At 63.1% G+C, this 19,351-nt stretch carries 17 protein-coding genes; 6 read left to right on the plus strand and 11 right to left on the minus strand.

The features are described 5' to 3' along the window. The first annotated feature begins 18 nt into the window (after nt 1–18). The 6 genes from HRQ64_RS12150 (at nt 19) to iolB (ending at nt 6,967) form a co-directional block, all read left to right on the plus strand. Nucleotides 19–861 (plus strand): MurR/RpiR family transcriptional regulator, encoded by an 843-nt coding sequence (locus tag HRQ64_RS12150; RefSeq protein ID WP_172123477.1) that lies wholly within the window; start codon nt 19–21, stop codon nt 859–861. A gap of 150 nt (nt 862–1,011) precedes the next feature. Next, a complete protein-coding gene (gene iolC / locus HRQ64_RS12155) occupies nt 1,012–2,961 on the plus strand; it encodes a 5-dehydro-2-deoxygluconokinase (protein ID WP_172123478.1) in 1,950 nt (649 codons plus the stop codon). Nucleotides 2,962–3,029: 68 nt separating this feature from the next. After that, the gene (gene iolD / locus HRQ64_RS12160) at nt 3,030–4,877 is read left to right on the plus strand and encodes a 3D-(3,5/4)-trihydroxycyclohexane-1,2-dione acylhydrolase (decyclizing) (RefSeq protein WP_172123479.1); all 1,848 of its coding nucleotides are present in this window, start codon (nt 3,030–3,032) and stop codon (nt 4,875–4,877) included. Nucleotides 4,878–5,005: 128 nt separating this feature from the next. Further along, nucleotides 5,006–5,935 (plus strand): myo-inosose-2 dehydratase, encoded by a 930-nt coding sequence (gene iolE / locus HRQ64_RS12165; protein WP_172123480.1) that lies wholly within the window; start codon nt 5,006–5,008, stop codon nt 5,933–5,935. 35 nt (nt 5,936–5,970) lie between these two features. Continuing rightward, complete coding sequence (locus HRQ64_RS12170; RefSeq protein WP_172123481.1) at nt 5,971–6,222, plus strand: hypothetical protein; 252 nt, start codon at nt 5,971–5,973, stop codon at nt 6,220–6,222. Beyond that, nucleotides 6,167–6,967, plus strand: coding sequence for a 5-deoxy-glucuronate isomerase (iolB, locus tag HRQ64_RS12175; RefSeq protein ID WP_172123482.1), 801 nt, complete (start codon nt 6,167–6,169; stop codon nt 6,965–6,967). The genes HRQ64_RS12170 and iolB overlap by 56 nt, the downstream gene beginning before the upstream one ends. A gap of 3 nt (nt 6,968–6,970) precedes the next feature. Here iolB and iolG read toward each other — a convergent pair whose 3' ends face one another. The 11 genes from iolG to HRQ64_RS12230 all read right to left on the minus strand — a co-directional run bounded on the left by iolG (nt 6,971) and on the right by HRQ64_RS12230 (nt 19,347). Further along, complete coding sequence (iolG, locus tag HRQ64_RS12180) at nt 6,971–7,975, minus strand: inositol 2-dehydrogenase (RefSeq protein ID WP_172123483.1); 1,005 nt, start codon at nt 7,973–7,975, stop codon at nt 6,971–6,973. A 163-nt stretch (nt 7,976–8,138) separates the two neighbouring features. After that, nucleotides 8,139–9,155, minus strand: a complete 1,017-nt coding sequence (locus HRQ64_RS12185) for an ABC transporter permease (RefSeq protein WP_172123484.1) — start codon at nt 9,153–9,155, stop codon at nt 8,139–8,141. A gap of 38 nt (nt 9,156–9,193) precedes the next feature. After that, nucleotides 9,194–10,732, minus strand: coding sequence for a sugar ABC transporter ATP-binding protein (locus tag HRQ64_RS12190; RefSeq protein ID WP_248307048.1), 1,539 nt, complete (start codon nt 10,730–10,732; stop codon nt 9,194–9,196). A gap of 51 nt (nt 10,733–10,783) precedes the next feature. Beyond that, nucleotides 10,784–11,722: a sugar ABC transporter substrate-binding protein gene (locus HRQ64_RS12195; protein WP_127755237.1), complete on the minus strand. Its 939-nt coding sequence runs from the start codon at nt 11,720–11,722 to the stop codon at nt 10,784–10,786. 57 nt (nt 11,723–11,779) lie between these two features. Continuing rightward, entirely contained in the window at nt 11,780–12,733 is a 954-nt protein-coding gene (locus HRQ64_RS12200) for a sugar ABC transporter substrate-binding protein (RefSeq protein ID WP_127753337.1), read from the minus strand. 391 nt (nt 12,734–13,124) lie between these two features. Beyond that, entirely contained in the window at nt 13,125–14,195 is a 1,071-nt protein-coding gene (locus HRQ64_RS12205; RefSeq protein WP_172123485.1) for a Gfo/Idh/MocA family oxidoreductase, read from the minus strand. Further along, a complete protein-coding gene (locus HRQ64_RS12210) occupies nt 14,192–15,046 on the minus strand; it encodes a sugar phosphate isomerase/epimerase (protein WP_172123486.1) in 855 nt (284 codons plus the stop codon). Before HRQ64_RS12210 ends, HRQ64_RS12205 begins: the two co-directional genes overlap by 4 nt. Nucleotides 15,047–15,051: 5 nt before the next feature. Further along, nucleotides 15,052–16,458 carry a CehA/McbA family metallohydrolase gene (locus HRQ64_RS12215; RefSeq protein ID WP_349236700.1) on the minus strand — a complete coding sequence of 469 codons (1,407 nt, stop codon included), beginning with the start codon at nt 16,456–16,458 and terminating at the stop codon, nt 15,052–15,054. Then, nucleotides 16,455–17,567 (minus strand): ABC transporter ATP-binding protein, encoded by a 1,113-nt coding sequence (locus HRQ64_RS12220; RefSeq protein WP_172123487.1) that lies wholly within the window; start codon nt 17,565–17,567, stop codon nt 16,455–16,457. Before HRQ64_RS12220 ends, HRQ64_RS12215 begins: the two co-directional genes overlap by 4 nt. Before the next feature lie 5 nt (nt 17,568–17,572). Then, a complete protein-coding gene (locus HRQ64_RS12225; RefSeq protein WP_172123488.1) occupies nt 17,573–18,403 on the minus strand; it encodes a carbohydrate ABC transporter permease in 831 nt (276 codons plus the stop codon). A 2-nt stretch (nt 18,404–18,405) separates the two neighbouring features. Continuing rightward, nucleotides 18,406–19,347: a sugar ABC transporter permease gene (locus HRQ64_RS12230; RefSeq protein ID WP_172123489.1), complete on the minus strand. Its 942-nt coding sequence runs from the start codon at nt 19,345–19,347 to the stop codon at nt 18,406–18,408. Between the last annotated feature and the right edge of the window lie 4 nt (nt 19,348–19,351).

The following is a 19,351-nucleotide window of genomic DNA, read 5'->3' on the forward strand; positions in this document are numbered from 1 at the left end:
GGAACCGGGATTTCGCCGATGACTGACGCCGCTGCCAAGCCCCTCACCCCTGCCGACTACGATGCCCTGCGCGCCACCATTCTCGAGCGCAAGAACGAGCTGCCCAAGCGGCTGACCCAGGTGGCCGCCTATGCCCTCGACAATCCCGACGAGATCGCCTTCGGTACCGCCGCCAGCATCGCCCTCTCGGCCGATGTCCAACCCTCGACCCTGGTGCGCTTCGCCCAGCATTTCGGCTTTGACGGCTTTTCCGGCCTGCAACAGCTCTTTCGCGCCCGCCTGCGCGAACGCACTTCATCCTATGAGGAGCGCCTGCGCACCCTCGAGCTGGACGGGACGGCGCGGGCGGAGAGCACCAATATCTTCAACGGCTTTTTGGCGGCGGCACACCGCTCCATTGATGCCATCGGCGCCGCTGTCGATCCGGACAGCTTTGAGCGGGCGGTAACGCTGCTGGCCAGGGCCGACACCATCTACCTCATCGCCAAGCGCCGCTCCTACCCCATCAGCAGCTACATGGCCTATGCCTTCGGCAAGCTGCGCGTGCGCTGCCAACTCGTGGGCACCGCCAATGGCATGGATGACGACCTTCTCGCCATGGCCACCCCGCGCGACGCCGCTTTTGCGGTGAGTTTTTCGCCCTACGCGCCCGAAAGCGCCGCCCAGGCGCGCACCCTCGCGGCGCGAGATATCCCCGTCGTTTCCCTCACCGACTCCGCCTTTTCGCCCCTCGCGGAATGCTCGCGCGAATGGTTCGAGGTGGTGGAAGCCGACCATGCCGGGTTCCGCTCGCTCTCCGCCAGCATGGCCTTTGCCATGGCCCTGACCGTCAGCATCGCCGAACAGCGCCGCCGCGCCTGACCACCGCGATCTTTGGCATCCGCATGGAGGCTCCAGCCCTCCCGATTGGAACGGCAGTTCCATGTTGACGCAGCGCAGAACCCATGTTTCAAAAGGTTAAGCAGCACGCTGCATGACTGCAAATCGGCAAAGCCGAATGGGAGGATCGCTGTGAGGAGTTCAAATCCCAGCACCGGGGATAAACCCCTCGACGTCATCACCATCGGACGCGCCTCGGTCGATCTCTATGGCCAGCAGATCGGCACTCGCCTCGAAGACATCGGCAGCTTCGCCAAATCCGTCGGCGGCTGCCCCGCCAATATCGCCGTGGGCACCGCGCGCCTCGGGCTCAAATCGGCGCTGATCACCCGGGTCGGCAACGAGCAGATGGGCCGCTTCATCCGCGAACAGCTCGAACGCGAAGGCGTGCAAACCGCCGGCGTACATACCGATCCCGAGCGCCTCACCGCTCTGGTGCTGCTGTCGGTGGAAGCCGAGGGCGTCTCGCCCATGATCTTTTACCGCACCGATTGCGCGGACATGGCGCTGTCCGAGGACGATATCGACGAAAGCTTCATCGCTTCGGCTGGCGCCGTGATCGTCACCGGAACCCATTTCTCCCGCCCCCACAGCGAAGCGGCCCAGAAAAAGGCCATCCGCCTCGCCAAGGCCCATGGCGCCCGCGTCGGCTTCGATATCGATTACCGCCCCAATCTCTGGGGCCTGGCCGGGCATGAAGCGGGCTTCTCGCGCTATGTCGCCTCGGATGTTGTCAGCGAAAAATACAAGAGCGTCTTGCCCGATTGCGACCTGATCGTGGGCACCGAGGAAGAAGTGCTGATCGCCTCGGGCGAGGCCGATCTGCCCGCGGCCCTACGCACCATCCGCACCCTTTCGGATGCCACGATCGTCCTCAAGCGCGGCCCCATGGGCTGCATCGTTTATGACGGCCCCATCCCCGACAACCTCGAGGATGGCATTGTCGGCAAGGGCTTCCCCATCGAGGTCTACAATGTCCTGGGGGCCGGCGATGCCTTCATGAGCGGCTGGCTCCGCGGCTGGCTGCGCGGCGAGGATCATGCCACCAGCGCCACCTGGGCCAATGCCTGCGGCGCATTTGCGGTGTCGCGCCTCCTCTGCTCGCCCGAATATCCCAGCTGGGCCGAGCTCAACCACTTCCTCGCCAAGGGCAGCAGCGAACGCGCCCTGCGCAAGGATGCCGAGCTCAACCACATCCATTGGGCCACGACCCGTCGCCGCCAGATCCCCAGCCTCATGGCGCTGGCCGTCGATCACCGCAGCCAGCTCGAGGATCTTGCCGGCGGCGATCCGCAAAAGCTGGCCCGCATCCCCGCCTTCAAGGCCTTGGCCGTCAAGGCCGCTGCCGCAATCGCTGGGGGTCGCCCGGGCTTTGGCATGCTGCTCGACGACAAATATGGCCGCGATGCCCTGTTCGCCGCAGCCGCCCTGCCCGACTTCTGGATTGGCCGCCCCGTCGAGCTGCCCGGCTCCCGGCCCCTGCGCTTCGAGTTCAGCCAGGACCTTGGCTCGCGCCTCGTGGATTGGCCAGTCGACCACTGCCTCAAGGTGCTCTGCTTTTTCCACCCCGACGACGCCGCCGATCTCAAGCGTGACCAGATCGACAAGCTGCGCACCGCCTACGAGGCCGCCCGCAAGGTCGGACGCGACATTCTGGTTGAGATCATTGCCGGCAAGCACGGCCCCATCGCCGACGACACGATCAGCCGCGCCATGACCGAGATCTATGCCGCCGGCATCAAGCCTGATTGGTGGAAGCTCGAAACCCAGAAGAGCACCGCGGCCTGGTCTGCCATCGACACCGTGATCGAAAGCAACGACCCTTATTGCCGGGGCGTGGTGCTGCTGGGCCTTGAAGCGCCGCACGATGTGCTCGAAGCTGGCTTCCAGACCGCTCGCAATTCGCGGTGGGTCAAAGGCTTTGCAGTGGGCCGCACCATCTTCGCCGACGCCGCCAGACAATGGCTCGCCGGCACCATGAGCGACGAGGAGGCAGTCGCCGACATGGCCCAGCGCTTCGGCGCGCTGGTGGAAGTATGGGAGCGGCTGGGCGAAAGCCGGCGGCTTGAGGTGGCCGGCTGAAAGCATCAGGCTGCCGAGTTGACCCCGAAGGGCACCACATTGCAGACGCAGGAACCGAGACAAAGATCATGAGCCAGCAAACTGTTCGACTAACCATGGCCCAGGCCGTGGCCCGGTTTCTGACCAAGCAGATGACGGTGGTCGACGGCGAAACCGTGCCCATCTTCGGCGGTGTGTTCGCCATTTTCGGACATGGCAATGTCGCGGGGATCGGCGAGGCGCTCTATGGCGTCCGCGACACCCTGCCCACCTATCGCGGCCAGAACGAGCAGGGCATGGCCCATGCGGCCATTGGCTTTGCCAAGGCAAGCTTTCGCCGCCGCTTCATGGCTGTCACAAGCTCCATCGGCCCGGGCGCGCTCAACATGGTCACGGCTGCCGCCCTTGCCCATGTCAATCGCCTGCCGCTGCTGCTCCTGCCCGGCGATGTTTTTGCCAATCGCCTCCCCGATCCGGTGCTGCAGCAGGTCGAAAACTGGGGCGACGGCACGACTTCCGCCAATGACTGCTTCCGCCCGGTGAGCCGCTATTTCGACCGCATCACCCGCCCCGAGCAGATCATTCCCGCCCTGCGCCGCGCCATGCAGGTGCTGACCGATCCGGCCGAATGCGGCCCGGTGACCCTCAGCCTCTGCCAGGATGTGCAGGCCGAAGCCTACGATTATCCCGAGAGCTTCTTCGCCGAAAAGATCTGGACGGTCCGCCGCATCATGCCCGATGGCGACGAGTTCGCCCAAGCCGCCACGGCGCTGCTCCACGCAAAAAAGCCGGTGATCATCTCTGGCGGCGGCACGCTGTATTCGCTAGCCACCGACACCCTGCGCAACTTCGCCGAACGCTATGGCGTGCCGGTGATGGAAACCCAGTCCGGCAAATCGAGCCTCCCCCACGATCACCCCCTCAACATGGGCTCGGTCGGCGTCACCGGCAGTTCCGCTTCCAACAAGCTCGCCGAAGAGGCCGATGTGGTGCTGGCCGTCGGCACGCGGCTGCAGGATTTCACCACCGGCTCCTGGGCCCTGTTCAAGAACCCAGATCTCAAGATCATCGGGCTCAATGTGCAGCCCTTTGATGCGCAAAAGCACGCCGCCCTGCCCCTCGTCGCCGATGCCCGCGCGGGCCTCGAAGCGCTCAACGCCGCCCTGACCGGTTGGCAGGCTGACCCCGAATGGACCGACAAGGCCCATGCCGAGAAAGACGAATGGCTCGTGGCGGCCGACGCCGTCACCGCCGCCACCAATGCCGAGCTGCCCTCCGACGCCCAGGTGATCGGAGCCGTACAGCGGGCCCGCCCCGGCGCCACCCTGGTCTGTGCCTCGGGCGGTCTGCCCGGCGAATTGCACAAGCTCTGGGAAGCCGAAGGCCCCGGCAGCTACCACATGGAATACGGCTTTTCGACCATGGGCTACGAAATCGCCGGCGGCCTCGGCGTCAAGCTCGCCCGCCCGGAGGATGACGTCGTCGTTATGCTGGGCGATGGCAGCTATATGATGCTCAATTCCGAAATCGTCAGCGCCATCATGCTGGGCGCCAAGCTTACGATCGTGCTGCTCGACAATGCCGGCTTTGGCTGCATCAACCGGCTGCAGATGGCCACCGGCGGAGCCAACTTCAACAACCTTCTCAAGGACACCCAGCACACCACCCTGCCCAATATCGACTTTGCCGCCCATGCCGCCGCCATGGGTGCCGTCTCGCGCAAAGTGGCCTCGATCAGCGAGTTGGAAGCGGCGCTGCAGGAAACCGAAACCTCCACCCAGACCACGGTGATCGTCATCGACACCGATCCCCTGATCGCCACCGAAGCGGGCGGTCACTGGTGGGACGTGGCCGTGCCCGAAGTTAGCGATCGCCCTCAGGTCAACGCCGCCCGCGAAGCCTATGTGGCAGCGCTCAAGGCCCAGCAGGTCGGCTAGGTGCCACGTCCTCGCAACGAGGACCATCGGAAGCTCGTACCAACTCAGCGCCCCAGTAGCCCTCATGGTGAGGCGGGAGCGCAGCGGCCCTCGAACCACGAGGGCGTGGCAGCAAAGAAGGCAGAAAAATGAAAGCCAAGCTTGGCATGTCCCCCATCGCCTGGTGGAACGACGACCTCGCCGAACTCAGCGATGACGTGTCGCTGGAGGAATGCCTGCGCCAGTCGCGCTCGGCGGGCTTTACCGGCATGGAAAAGGGCCGCCGTTTCCCCGAAGACCCCGCCACCATGCTGCCCATCCTCCGGGCCGCCGATGTCACGCTCTGCGGCGGCTGGTTTTCCGGCACCCTCGTGGATGAGGAGCTGGCTACCAACCAGGACCGCATCGCCCCCATGATCGAGCTCTTCAAGGCCGTGGGCGCGCCCTGCATTGTTTATGGCGAAGTCGGACGCTCCATCCAAGGCGACCGCTCAAAGCCGCTCGCCACCAAACCGCGCCTGTCCGACGATGAGATGAAGACCTATGCCGCCCGGGTCACCCGCTTTGGCGAGTGGTGCGCCGGCCAAGGCATGCCGTTGAGTTACCACCACCACATGGCCGCCGTAGTGGAAACCGAAGCCGAGCTCGACGCCTTCATGCGCAATTCCGGCCCCGGCATTCCGCTGCTGCTCGATGCCGGCCACCTCGCCTTTGCCGGTGGGGATGTGCTGCGCGCCATCGACAACCACCACGCCCGCATCAATCATGTCCACGTCAAGGATGTCCGGCTCGAGGTCATCAAGGCCCTCGATCGCTCGCGCCAGTCCTTCCTCGATGCCGTGGCCCTTGGCGCCTTCACCGTGCCGGGCGATGGCTCGCTCGATTTCGGCGCCATCGTGCAGCGCCTTGCCGATTACGGCTATGAAGGCTGGTTCGTGGTCGAAGCCGAACAGGACCCGCGCCAGAACCCGCCGCTGCGGATGGCGCAAATTGGTCATGCCGAACTTATGCGCGTCATGAGCGCCGCGGGTTACACTGTGGAAACACAAGGCTTTCCCAACGGGCAGGCTTTCCCGTAAGTAAAAGGGGGGAGTTCCCCGCAGGAGGCTCGCACGTGGCGCTTAAATCCAACGACATTTCCTGGTTTCAGCCCCTCTGGCGCCGCGTGGCCGTCGCGGTCTTTCTGGTGATCTGGTGCGCCTGGGAATGGTTTTGGAACCAGGAGCCGTTCTGGGGTGTGCTGGTCGGTGCTGCCTTGGCCTACTTCCTCTACAATTACTTCTACGCCTTCCCCAAGCAGGAGCCCGGCAATGAGCCAGAGCAGTCTACGCGTCCGCCCGATGGCCAAGACGGGCCTGGTGCATGATGTAACCCCCGCTTCGGCGGGCTGGAGCCATGTCGGGTTCGCCCTCCACAAGCTCGAGGCCGGCCAGGTGGCGGGCGGCGAGGCGGGCATCAACGAACTCTGCCTCGTCTTCGTCAGCGGCAAGGCCCGCGTTTCGGTGGATGGGGTCGATCTGGGCGAGTTGGGCGAGCGCATGTCGCCCTTTGATGGCCCGCCTTGGGCCGTTTACCTGCCGATGGGCAGCGAATGGGTGGTGGATGCCACCACCCCGCTCGAACTGGCGGTCTGCTCGGCCCCCGGCGGCGTCGCATACACCGCCCAGGTGATCGAGCCGGGCCGGCATCCCCGCATCACCCGCGGCAAGGGCGCCAATGTCCGGCATGTCTACAACATCATGCCCGAGGATGACGGCGCGGCTAACGCGCTGCTGGTGGTCGAAGTGATCACCCCTCAGGGCAACACCTCGTCCTACCCGCCCCACAAGCATGACACGGACAATCTCCCTCATGAAAGCCAGCTGGAGGAGACCTATTTCCACCGGCTCAACCCGCCCCAGGGCTTTGCCATGCAGCGGGTTTACACCGATGATCGCAGCCTTGATGAAGCGCTGGTGATCGAGGATGGCGACGTCACGCTCGTGCCGCGCGGCTACCATCCTGTGGCGACCACCGCCGGCTACGACCTTTATTATCTCAACGTCATGGCCGGGCCCAAGCGCATCTGGAAATTCCACAATGCGCCCGACCATGAGTGGCTGCTGAAATAGCGCTTAGCTGAGAATTTCAGTGAGCTTGACCGTGCGGCCCTCCCGCACGGATCGGAGCGCCGCATCCGCCAGCGCCAGCGCTATCAATCCATCAAGCCCGCTCGGCGACGCCGGTGCCTTGGCTTGCACGGCATCGATAAACGCCTCGATTTCGCGGGCATAGGCTTCGGTATAGCGCGTCATGAAGAAGTCGTGCAGCGGCGGGCGGGTATAGCCAGAGGCATTGGCGACCTCGATCGACACCGGACGCTGGTTCTCGGCGGCCACCGACCCCTTGGAGCCATGCACCTCGATGCGCTGGTCATAGCCATAGGTGGCGCGCCGGGAGTTGGAGATCGTGGCGTGCTTGCCCGTAGCGGTCTGCAGCATCACCGAAACGCTGTCGAAATCACCGGCCTCTCCGATAGCCGGATCGACCAGCACGGAGGCCTGCGCCGTAACGCTCTCGATCTCCTCGCCCAGCAGGAACCGCGCCATGTCGAAATCATGGATCGTCATGTCGCGGAAAATGCCGCCCGAGCGCTTGATGTAATCGACCGGCGGCGCCCCGGGATCGCGCGACACGATAGTGACCATCTCCACCTGCCCGATCTCGTGCCGGCCGATCACCTCCTTGACCGCGGTGAAGTGCGGGTCGAACCTGCGGTTGAAGCCCACCATCAGCGTCGCGCCTTCCGCATCCACCACGGAAAGGCATGCCCGCACCCGAGCCACATCGAGATCGATCGGCTTCTCGCAAAAGATCGCCTTGCCCGCACGCGCAAACTGCTCGATCAGATCGGCATGGGTATCGGTGGGCGTGCAGATCACCACCGCATCGACATCGGCGGCGTTGAGGATCTGCTCGGTGCTGCGGATCTCGGCGCCATAAAGCCCCGCCAGATCGCTCGCAGCCTGCGGGAAGGCGTCGGCCACCGCCACCAGTTGCGCCTGGGAATTGGCAGTGATCGCCTTGGCATGCACCTTGCCAATGCGGCCAGCACCCAGAAGGCCGAAACGAACCGTCATGTGTAGTCTCCAAAATATGCGCCAGGCTCCTGACGCGGCTGGTTCAACTCTACTCGGCGCATAACCCGGCCATGCGCCGCGGTCGATGCCGAGATTTCAGGATGCTACCGGATGAAACCAGCCGGCATCGTGATGGACGTGGAGCTGGCGCGCTGCGCCAATCCTAGACTTTCTTGCGCTTGCGCTGGCGATACTGGTCGGCCACCACGGCCGCAACGATGATCATGCCCTTGATGATCTCCTGGTAGTAGGCGTCGATGCGCAAAAAGGTGAATCCCGACGTCATCGTCCCGAGGATAATCGTACCGATCACCGTGCCGGTGATCCGCCCCTGCCCGCCCGCCAGCGACGTGCCCCCGATCACGGCGGCAGCGATGGCGTCGAGTTCATACATCACCCCCATGCCCGACTGCGCTGTTTGCGCCCGGGCCGCGGTGACAAGGCCGGCGAGCCCCGCCAGCATGCCGGCAATGGCATAGACCTTGATGAGGTGGCGCTCGATATTGATGCCGGATACGCGCGCCGCCTGCGGGTTGGCGCCAATGGCATAGGTGAACTTGCCGTAGCGCGTATAGCGCAGCGCTATGTGGAAGATCAGCGCCACCCCCAAAAAGATCAGCACCGGCCAGATCCCGAAGCCGATCGAGGTGAACTCTGGCGTAAGCCCCGAAACCGGCTGCCCCTTGGTGTACCATTTGGCGACGCCCCGCGCCGAAACCATCATCCCGAGCGTGGCAATAAAGGGCGGGATCTTGGTGAAGGCGATCAGCGAGCCATTGATCACCCCGGCCAGCGTGCCGATCGCCAGCCCGATCAGGATCGGCACCACGACGGGAAGGCTGACCAGCCCCGGATAAACTGGCCGCGCCCAATCGGCGCTCTGGGCAAAGCTCGCGGCAATCATCGCTGTCATGCCCACCACCGAGCCAGAGCTCAAATCGATGCCGCCGGTGATGATCACCTGGGTGACGCCCACCGCGATGATCCCCACCACCGAAACCTGCAGGATCATGATGGTGAGGCGCTGCTGATTGAGCAGGAAGGATTGGCCGATAAATATCCAGCCCAAGGCTTCAAAGGTGAGGGCAATGCCCAGAAGAACCAGCAGGATCGAGAGTTCCGTTGGCAAGCGGCGCCGGCGGACCCGCGGAGGGGCCATGGTATCGGATGTGATGGTCATGGCTCAGGTCCTCCCTGCGGCCGTGTTGCAGTAATCACTCATCGTGCAGCCAGGTCCATGATCTTGACCTGATCGGCCTCGGCGCGATCGAGGATCCCCGTAACGCGCCCCTGATGCATCACCATGATGCGGTCGCTCATGCCGAGAACTTCGGGCAGCTCGGAGGAAATCATGATCACCGCCACGCCCTGCCGCGCCAGTTGCGTCACGAGCCGGTGGATCTCGGCCTTGGCCCCCACATCGATGCCGCGGGTCGGCTCATCGAGGATCAGTATCTTGGGTCCGGTCAGCAGCCAGCGCCCGATCAGCACTTTCTGCTGGTTGCCGCCCGACAGATTCTCCACCCGCTCCTCAAGGCTCGGCGCCTTGATCCGCAACTTGGCACTCATCTCCTCGCAGGCGCGGCTGAGCGGCCCCTGCTGCACAAAGCCTGCGCGGGTGAACCTGTCTTGGATCACCGCCAGCTGCATGTTCTCCTGAATGTCGAGCATCAGCAGGCAGCCCGTCTCCTTGCGATCCTCGGTGATCAGCGCCATGCCATGATGGATCGCGACCGTGGGCGAGGTAACGTCCAGTTGCTCTCCCCGCACCTCGATCGTGCCCGCAGTGGCCGGCGTGATGCCAAAGATCGTTTCGGCAACATTGGAGCGCCCCGAACCCACAAGGCCCGCAATGCCCAGGATTTCCCCGGCATGCACATCGAACGAAATGTCGGCGAACACCCCCTCTAGCGCGAGGTCCTTGACCGAAATCACCACCTCCCCGATCGGCACCTCCTCCTTGGGGAAGAGCTGGGTGATCTCGCGGCCCACCATCATGCGGATGATCTCGTCGCGCGTGACCTCTGCCGCAGGATGGGTGCCGATATAGCGTCCGTCCCGGAACACCGAGACCTCGTCGGCGATCTCGAAAAGCTCGCTCATCTTGTGGGTGATGTAGACAATGCCCTTCCCGTCGCTGCGCAGGTCGCGGATGATCGCAAACAGATGCGCCACTTCCTTTTCGGTCAGGGCCGAAGTGGGCTCGTCCATGATCAGCACATCGCTCTCATAGGAGACTGCCTTGGCGATCTCGACCATCTGGCGGCTGGCCACCGTGAGACTCGAAACCTGCACTTCTGGGTCGATGTCGATATGGAGCCGATCAAACAGCTCCTGCGTCCGCCGGTTGAGTACGCGATGGTCAACCAGCCCGAAGCGGTTGAGCGGCTCGCGCCGGATCCAGATATTTTCGGCCACCGTCATATAGGGCATCAGGTTGAGTTCCTGATGGATCATGGCAATGCCGTTCTCGAGCGCATCGAGCGGAGACTTGAGGCGGATCTCCTGCCCCCGCAGCCGCACCGAGCCACTATCGGGCGTGTAGATCCCGGCAATGATTTTCATCAGCGTCGACTTGCCCGCCCCATTCTCTCCCATCAGCGCATGCACCGTGCCGCGCCGCAGGTGCAACGACACGTCGTCCAGCGCCACCACCCCCGGGAACTCCTTGCGGGCATGGGCAATCTCCAGAAGGAACGGCGAATTGGGCACCGCCCCGCTCTCGCGAACGGCGCGCATCGTCTGCGGACTAACCATCGCCCCGCCTCCCTTGCTCAGGGTCGCTTCCCCTCCGACGGGAAGCTAAGCCTAGTTTTTGTTCTGGTACTCGGCCATGTTTTCGGGCGTGACGAGTTCAAACGGCACCCAAATTTTCTGTTCAGTCGCCTCACCGCGTGCCAAGGCAATGGCCGCGTCCACGGAGGCGGCCCCTTGCGCCTGGGCGTTCTGGAACACGGTCACATCAAGATCGCCCGCCGCCATCGCGGCCAATCCATCTGGCGTCGCGTCCACGCCCGCAACTACAACTCCATCCATGTCACGACCTACTGACTTCAGCGCCTGGATCGCGCCGATCGCCATCTCGTCATTGTTGGCGATAACCGCATCGAACTCCATGGAGGAGGATAGCCAGTTGGTCATCAGATTGGCCGCTTCCAGGCGATCCCAATTGGCGGTTTGCTCCTCGAGCACGCTCATCCCCTTGCAGTCGTCCGTTGCGATGACGTCGTGCACGTCCTTAGTGCGCTGAAGGGCGGAGTGGTTATTAAGCGGCCCCATAAGGATCAGCACATTGCCGCTGCCCCCCAAGAGTTGGCACACTTCGCGGGTCTGCAGGGTGCCCGAGTCCACCTCATTTGAGCCTACGAAGGCGCCCTTCTCCGGCAGGGCATCAATGTCGGCTGGTGGGTGGTTGGCATAGACAATGGGGATGCCGGCGGCGTCCGCCAGGGCACTCATACCCGGCGTACTCTCAGCGTCCACCGCCGCGATGATGATGGCATCAACCCCCGATGCAATGAAATTGCTAACCTGGTTAAGCTGGGTGCTGGGATCATTGACGGCATCTTCCACCTGGAGCGTGACGTCACCCAGTTCGGCGGCACGCGCTTCCATGCCGTTGCGAAGCAGGGTCAAGAAGGTGCTATCAAACCTCGCCATGGACACGCCAATATTCTCGGCATGGGCGGGTAGCACCAAAGACAAGGGCAGCGCGCTCAGAGCCAGAAGTACAGAATTCAGTTTCATCATGATGTCCCGAACCAATGATGTTAATGGCGCACCGAAGCGGTGCGCCAAGGAGGATCAGTTCTTGTTCTGGTACTCGGCCAGATTGTCAGGCGTCACGAGTTCAAACGGAATCCAGACCTCCCGCTCAACCTCTTCGCCCCGGGCCAAAGCGAGGGCCGCATCGAGCGCCCCCTGGCCCTGTCCGGCGGCGTTCTGGAACACGGTGACATCGAGATCCCCGGCCTCCATAGCGGCCAGGCCATCCTGGGTCGCGTCCACCCCGCCCACGATCATGGCGTCCATGTCGGTACCGGCGGCTTTGAGGGCCTGGATTGCGCCAATTGCCATCTCGTCATTATTGGCGATGACCGCGTCGAACTGGATGCCCGCCGAAAGCCAGTTCGTCATGAGATCGGCCCCCTGCTGGCGTGACCAGTTGGCAGTCTGCTCTTCCACAACCGTCATGAACGAGCATTCGTCCGCGGCAATCACATCATGCACATCCTGCGTGCGCTGCCGGGCCGCCTGGTTGGACAGCTCGCCCATCATCACCACGACATTGGCCTCCGTTTTGCCGGCCTCCTTGAGCAACCGGCAAACTTCCTTGGTCTCGAGGGTCCCGGAATCCACCTCGTTGGACGCAACGAAAGCCTGGTTCTCGGGCAGCGCATCGAGGTTCACCGGCTGCCGGTTCACATAAACCAGCGGAATGCCCGCATCGACTGCGAGCTGGGACATGGGAGCCGTCGCATCCGTATCCACCGCATTGACGATGATGGCGTCGACGCCTGATGCGATGAAATTCTGGATCTGGCTCATCTGCTTGGAAACGTCGCTCTGGGCGTCCTCCACTTGCAGTTCAACCCCCTCCAGCGTCGTTGCATAATCAGCCATGCCATTGCGCAGCACGGTCAGGAAATTGTCGTCGAAAGCAGCCATGCTGACACCCACGGTTTCAGCATGGGCAGCACCGGCAAATCCGGTCGACAGCATGGTCGTGGCCAGTGCGGCCAGCGCGATCTTGTTCATGTCCTCGTCTCCTCCACAGAGCAGGCGTCCGGTCTCGCCCCTTTGTTCCGGATGTCCCTTTGCGGGAATTGAAATCTCCGACGTTCACGACCTCGAGCCGGCCCGCCCCTCCATCATGGAAACCTGCGAGGCGCCCGGGGAACAGCAGGCATCGAGCCGCGCCTCCACGGCACTAGCCCAAAGCCCTGCAAGCCGCGGCCGCGGCACAAATATGTGGTTGATTGCGAACTGGGACGCCACAACGGAACTCCCCCTCAACCGGGGCTCTTCGTGGCCCATTCATCCGGCTGAGTTGAGGAAATCCCGGTTCTGCTGCTTTGTCAACGCGGAACATACATTCCAAACTACCCAGCGGCCCGCGGGTGCCGCTGGCGGCAAGCCGCCGCGTCGTCTAGCGCCGGAAGTGCTGCCCGACTTCCCGGAACAGCCTGAGATCTTCGAGCGAATCCTCCAGTCCGGTGCGCGGAGGCTGGCCGGTGCGGACGCTATCAAGAAACGCATTGAGCTCGATCCGGAACGGATCCTCATAAACGGGGCCGATGATCTCCGTCGCCGTTTCCGTGTCCGAGGAAGTGGTGATCTCGAGCCGCGTGGGCAAGTTGAGGATATAGGGCGTGTCGTAGTTGAGCTTGAAGTGCTGAGTCTGTGTCAGCACCTCAATGCCGGCATCAAAGCGCGAGACATCATCGATCACGGCCTCATAAAGCGCGGTGAAGTGGCCATAGTCAAACAGGGCGATCACCGTTTCGCCCTTGTGCTGGGTGGCATAACGCACGCCCTTGGGCGGGCCCAACAGATCTCGCATGGCGGAAAAGCTGTGTGAAGAAAGGCCAGTCAGCACCTGATAGGCGCGCAGAGTTTCGGGCGGGCACTCTTCGCCCATAACCGATCGGAGCATGGCTTGCGTGCTAGCCCGACCTTGCGCGATCACCTCGGCCGGAACGTCACTGGGCCGGAACACATTGCGGGTCTGGCCCACAAAGAACGGTGCCTCGCGGATGATATCGCGCACCCGCACATGCCGGATGGCCGCCAGGGGCGGACGGCGCCGTTTGAGTTCGAGAAACGGACGCGAGAACCGGCGCATGTAACCGACAAAGACGATCTGCCCGTCGCGGCGCGGCACCGACAGGATCGGCTCCAACTGTTCCACCGTCAGGCAGGCCGGCTTTTCCACAAAGACATGCTTGCCCGACCGAATGGATTTTTCCAGCAGCTCGGCATGGAGATGATCGGGCGTGAGGATAAAGACGGCATCGACAGACGGATCGGCAATCAGCGCGTCAGCCGTGCTGTGTCGCGAGGGGACACCGTAGCGGGTGGCAATATAGTCCAGAAGGCTCAGCGAAACATCGCTGATTGCAGTGATGGCGAAGCGCTGGTCATCGGCGAGGAGCGGCAGGTGCATAAGCTGGGCGACTTCCCCCAACCCGATCAGCCCGACCTTGAGTGGAGTGGTCATTCCCCAATCCCTTTCACAAACGCAAGATTGCGCGCGGCTAGCTGCACTGGCGTTTCGGCGGCGTTAGCGGCAACATCCTGTTCCACCACAACGGGTCCGGCGAAATTGCCCGCTTGGAGGAAAGCCATCACGCCTGCGATATCGACAACGCCATCGGGCAGCGGACACATGATGCCGGCGCCGTAGGAATCCGCGATCGAAAGCTCTCCAGCAAGCATCCAGCCCCGCACGACGGGGTCGACGTTCTTGAGATGCATATAGGCGATGCGGGGGAAGACCTTTTCCATATAGGCGAGCGGGTCCTGCGCCCAAAAGGCGTGATGGCCGGTGTCGAAGCAAAGGTCAATCTCGGTGTCGTGCAGCAGCCGGTCGATTTGATCCTCCCGCTCCACTGCGGTGCCGACATGTGGATGAAAGCTGAGCTTGAGGCCGAACTCACCCTCGACCAGCTGTTGGGCATCCCGGACCATGCCAATCAGCCCGTGCCAAGCCGGCGCATCAAGCACACCCTCCTGCCCTTCAGGATACCAATTGCTTTCATCCATGATCACGAGGTGCCGCGCGCCAAGCTTGGCAAGCAGGTCAGACAATTCGCGCAGGGTCTGGGTGAACTGCGCAGCAGTCGTGGCATCGCCAAAAGTGTGCACATGGGTGGCGCCGATCAGCGTCAGCTGGCGTTTGGCCAACTCATCCTTGAGCAGGGCGGCGTCCTTGGGCAAAAAGCCAAACGGCCCCAGCTCGGTCCCGGCATAGCCAGCCTCTGCCACTTCATCGAGATATTGCTGCCAGGTGTAGCGGTTGCCGGTGGGATAGTTGATGCCCCAGGAACAAGGGGCGTTGCCGATAAGCATGGTGTTCAAGACCTGAGATAGATGGGATTGCTGAGGGCACGACGAACGGGTTGATCGAGCAGATCCGCCCCCTTGAGCTGCCAGGGCAGTTCGCGGCCCTCGAGCGCGGCGGTGAACTGGTCAACAAGGGCCGCACGGCTCGCCCCGGCGATGATTTCCGCCCGAACGAATTTTTGTGGCGCAGACAGTGCGACAGTGGTGCGCCAGTCGTCGCTGGTGATCTCGGCGCGGGCGACAGGTCCGGCAGCATCGATCAGCACCAGTTCATCGCCTGCGGCGCCACTGACGCGGACGTCGATGCTTGCAAGACTGGCCGCGGTGCCGCCCATCGCGACTGGCCCGGCGCTGATCTCAAGATGCGGGCCGCTCGGGCTTTCAGTGACATAGCCGTGGCCCGACCTCATCGCGGCCAGAACAGCGTCTTCGCTGAGTTGGGGCAGCCAAAGCACCGTGGTCGGACGCGCCAGCACTAGGGGCCCCTCCGGCAGCAGGCGGTCCGGCTGGTGGAAGTCGGACCCGCCTATAGCCGACAGCTTGAGGCCGGAGGCGAGCCGCTGCTGGTAGCGCTCCAGTGCGATCCAGTTCCAGGCCAGCCAGGTCGATTGCCACACTTCCTGGCAATCGGCGGCGGGAAATTCGTAGTCCCAAGGAATGGTGGGCTTGTCGTGGTTGATCGACAACAGCCCGCCACGCCGGTGCACGAGGTCAGCCAGCACATGCGCGTCAGCTGGCGCGGTCATGCGGAAATCGATCCATTCATCCACGCCAAAAACATTGGCGTGCCCCACAGCGGTGGTCACCTCCATGGCGCGCACAAAGATGAGGTCGGGCGAGGACTGCGGGTGGAAATAGCGGCGCTGGCTGATCGTGTTGTGGTCGGCGACCGCCAGGAAATCGAGTCCTGCCTGCCGCGCGGCTGCATGGAGTAATTCCGGCCCGCCGCGAGCGTCGGAATGGAAGGTGTGGCAATGCAGATCCCCCTTGTACCATCCGGGCCCTTCCCGCACGGGCAAGGTTCGGGCGGGCTGCGGCGCGAGCTTACGGGGCGCGGCGTCGAGGTTGATCGTGACGCTGACCTGCGCACCTTCGGGCGGAACCTTGTAGAGCCCAAGGACGATGTTCCAGGTGCCGGGCTGGATCTCGCCGTGGATATAACCGGGCGTCGCATCATCGGTGGCGATGAAGAAGCTCTCACGCGCCCCGCCGCTCCAGCCGCGGAAGCCCTCTTGGGTGGGATAGCCGGTGTCGCGTGGATCAAAAGCCCCGAGATCGATCACGCAGTCCTCGGCCTTGGAGTAAACGAGGGTCACTTCGATGCGGGTTATTCCCTCGGGTATTTCAAAGGGAAGATAGAAATAGGGGTTCCGAGCCTGCTCGGCCGGGGTGACCCGGGCAGTGATGGTCTGGCTCACGCCCGATCCTCCCCCAGAGCGGGAATACGGTTCTGCGCGCCGTCGAACAGATGCACATGCTCGAGCGAGAAGCCGAGGGTGACCATTTCATCAAGGTCCAGGTGCTCGTCGGTGAAGATGCGGGCTGTGGCACGCACCCCTTGCCCGCGATCAACGGTGACGAGGCTTTCCGGACCCATATTCTCGTTGGCGAACAAGGGCGCCGTGATGGTGTTGGCGCTGCCAGCAGTTGCAATGCCGAGATGCTCAGGGCGAATGCCCAAGGTGAGCTTTGGCCCCTGCGCCAGCGCCTTGCCAATGGCGTCGCTCATCGGCAAGGCGGCGATGGTCAGACCATCGGCCGAGAGGCGCAGCATGCCGCCGCCGTTCATGCCCTCGACCTCGATCAGGTTCATCGGCGGATTGCCGACGAAATTGGCCACGAAAGTGGTGGCAGGCCGCCGGTAGATCTCGATCGGCGGGGCATATTGCACGATGCGCCCGGCGTCCATCACCGCGATACGGGTCGCCAGCGCCATGGCCTCGGCCTGGTCGTGGGTCACGTACACGGCGGTGATGCCCATGTCGCGCTGCAGGTGATTGAGAAAGCCGCGGGCTTCGAGGCGCAGCTTGGCGTCGAGGTTGGAAAGCGGCTCGTCGAACAGATAAACCTTGGCCGGATACACCAGCGCCCGCGCGAGCGACGTACGCTGCTGCTGGCCGCCCGAAATCTGGCTCGGCAGCCGGTCGAGCAGATGGCCGATCTTGAGCACATCGGCCACTTCCTTGGCGCGCCCGTGCCGGTTGGCAACGGACTGGCCGCGCACCTTGAGTGGATAGGCGATGTTGTCGGCCAAGTTCATATGCGGATAAAGCGCGTAGTCCTGGAACACCATGGCGATGTTGCGGTCCTTGGGGTGGAGGCCCGTCACCTCCTCGCCACCGATCAGGATCTGGCCGGAGCTCGGGGTTTCAAGTCCCGCAATCATGCGCAGCGAAGTTGTTTTGCCGCAGCCGGACGGCCCGAGCAGGCAAACGAACTCGCCATCCCCGATATCCAAGCTGACATCGTTCACGGCATTGAACTCGCCGAAGCGCTTGGTGATGTTCTTGAACTGGACTGATGCCATGTAACCTAAGCCTTGATGCCGCCAAAGAACCGGAAGCCGAACCTCCAGCTGACAAAGAGATAAAGCGCGATCACCGGCAGCGAGTAGATCAGTGAATAGGCCGCAAGCAGCGTCACGATGGGCATGCCGGCCTCCGAATAGAAGGAATAGATCGCGACGGACGCCGGCATGTTGCTGTCACTGCGCAGCAGAATGAAGGGGATCAGGAACGAGCCCCAGATATTGACGAAGCTCCACACGACGATGACGACGATCCCCGGCCGGATCACCGGCAGCGCTACATCAAAAAACGCTTGCACCGGGGAAGCACCTGCCACCATCGCACTTTCCTCATAGGATTTGGGGATGGAGTCGATGAAGTCGCGCAGGATGAACATCGCGGTCGGCAGCAAGCCACCGGCAAAGGTCAGGATCACGGCAAGATGCGTGTCCATGAGCCCGGCGGCCGAGATGATGAGGAAGATGGGCACCATTGCCGCCGACCCGGACACCACCGAGGAGAACAGCAGCAGGATATAAGTGACAGCGCCCTTGCCCGGGATGGATGAGCGGCTCAGGGCATAAGCGGCAAGCGTTGCCGCCGCACCCACCAGGATCACCCCGCCAATGGCCTGGATGAAACTGTTCCACAGCGCCTGCACCGCATAGGAATTGCCGAAGACCGTGAAGAAGTTGGATAGCGTCCAGGGGTCGGGCACCGCCAGCCCCAGTTCCGCGCGGGCGTTGAATGGGGCGAACAGGAACCACAGCAAGGGCAGTGCGAAGACGACGCCGATCAACGCGGCGAGTGCCGAGAAGGCGATGCGACCGACAAAGGCGGGAATGGTCAGGCCCATGCTCAGCGCACCTTTTTCTTGCGGCCAAGGCTGAGATAGATCAGCGCAAATGCCAGGTTGATCAGCATCATGATCACGCCCACCGCCGCGCCCTTGCCGAACTGGAAATCCTGGAACGCGACGCGATAGTTGTAGATGGACACCAGCTCCGTCCGATAACTCGGCCCGCCATTGGTGAGCAGAAAGGGCGTGAAGGTATTGAAGGTCCACATGGTGATGAGGATGAGATCGGTGACAATATGACCGCGGATCAGCGGCAGCCCGATATCCCGGAACTTCTGCCAGTTCGACGCGCCGGCCACGTCAGCCGCCTGGAAGTAGCTGGGCGGGATCGATGAAAAGGCCGAGCTGAACAGCATCATCGAGAAGGCCGCGCCGCGCCAAGTATTGAAGGCAACGATCACCCAGAACGGCTGCTGAAGGAGGAAGTCGCCCGGCGGCAGGCCAACGCCTTCAAGGATCATGTTCAGCGTGCCCTGGTCGCGATCGAGAAACGCGAACCAGGCAAAGCCGATGACAACCTCGGGCAGAATCCAAGCGGCAATGACAAAGGTTTCGGTGATGCGCTTGACCCAGGGTGGCACCGTCTGGATCAGCCAAGCCAAGAGCAGACCCAGCAGCGCCTGTCCCAGCAGCGCCGAGGCGAGCACGAACTGCGTCGTCAGGATCAGCGAGAAACCGAACTGCCCGCGCTGAAAGAAGGTCGCCGGATCAAACAGGGTGAGATAGTTGCCGAGACCAACAAACTCCGGGTTGAGCGCCGTGCGCCCCAGGAGCGTTCGGTTGGTGAATGAAACAAAGATCACCCAGAAGAAGGGCACGATCACGAACACCGACACCAGGATCCCCGCCGGCGTAAGGAACGCCGCTCCCGCCCAGTTCGACAAAAGGGCGAAATTGCGGGGCTTGCGCTTGCGCGGAGCTGCGGTGGTCTCGGTGGTCATGCTG

Source organism: Devosia sp. 919 (assembly GCF_013185965.1).
In the GTDB taxonomy this organism is placed as follows: domain Bacteria; phylum Pseudomonadota; class Alphaproteobacteria; order Rhizobiales; family Devosiaceae; genus Devosia.

What these genes read in the sequence shown, in the direction of transcription:
- HRQ64_RS12150 (WP_172123477.1), top strand. Translation starts at nt 19, where the DNA reads ATGACTGACGCCGCTGCCAAGCCCCTCACCCCTGCCGACTACGATGCC.
- iolD (WP_172123479.1), top strand. Translation starts at nt 3,030, where the DNA reads ATGAGCCAGCAAACTGTTCGACTAACCATGGCCCAGGCCGTGGCCCGG.
- iolE (WP_172123480.1), top strand. Translation starts at nt 5,006, where the DNA reads ATGAAAGCCAAGCTTGGCATGTCCCCCATCGCCTGGTGGAACGACGAC.
- iolB (WP_172123482.1), top strand. Translation starts at nt 6,167, where the DNA reads ATGAGCCAGAGCAGTCTACGCGTCCGCCCGATGGCCAAGACGGGCCTG.
- iolG (WP_172123483.1), bottom strand. Translation starts at nt 7,975, where the DNA reads ATGACGGTTCGTTTCGGCCTTCTGGGTGCTGGCCGCATTGGCAAGGTG.
- HRQ64_RS12185 (WP_172123484.1), bottom strand. Translation starts at nt 9,155, where the DNA reads ATGACCATCACATCCGATACCATGGCCCCTCCGCGGGTCCGCCGGCGC.
- HRQ64_RS12190 (WP_248307048.1), bottom strand. Translation starts at nt 10,732, where the DNA reads ATGGTTAGTCCGCAGACGATGCGCGCCGTTCGCGAGAGCGGGGCGGTG.
- HRQ64_RS12195 (WP_127755237.1), bottom strand. Translation starts at nt 11,722, where the DNA reads ATGAAACTGAATTCTGTACTTCTGGCTCTGAGCGCGCTGCCCTTGTCT.
- HRQ64_RS12200 (WP_127753337.1), bottom strand. Translation starts at nt 12,733, where the DNA reads ATGAACAAGATCGCGCTGGCCGCACTGGCCACGACCATGCTGTCGACC.
- HRQ64_RS12205 (WP_172123485.1), bottom strand. Translation starts at nt 14,195, where the DNA reads ATGACCACTCCACTCAAGGTCGGGCTGATCGGGTTGGGGGAAGTCGCC.
- HRQ64_RS12210 (WP_172123486.1), bottom strand. Translation starts at nt 15,046, where the DNA reads ATGCTTATCGGCAACGCCCCTTGTTCCTGGGGCATCAACTATCCCACC.
- HRQ64_RS12220 (WP_172123487.1), bottom strand. Translation starts at nt 17,567, where the DNA reads ATGGCATCAGTCCAGTTCAAGAACATCACCAAGCGCTTCGGCGAGTTC.
- HRQ64_RS12225 (WP_172123488.1), bottom strand. Translation starts at nt 18,403, where the DNA reads ATGGGCCTGACCATTCCCGCCTTTGTCGGTCGCATCGCCTTCTCGGCA.
- HRQ64_RS12230 (WP_172123489.1), bottom strand. Translation starts at nt 19,347, where the DNA reads ATGACCACCGAGACCACCGCAGCTCCGCGCAAGCGCAAGCCCCGCAAT.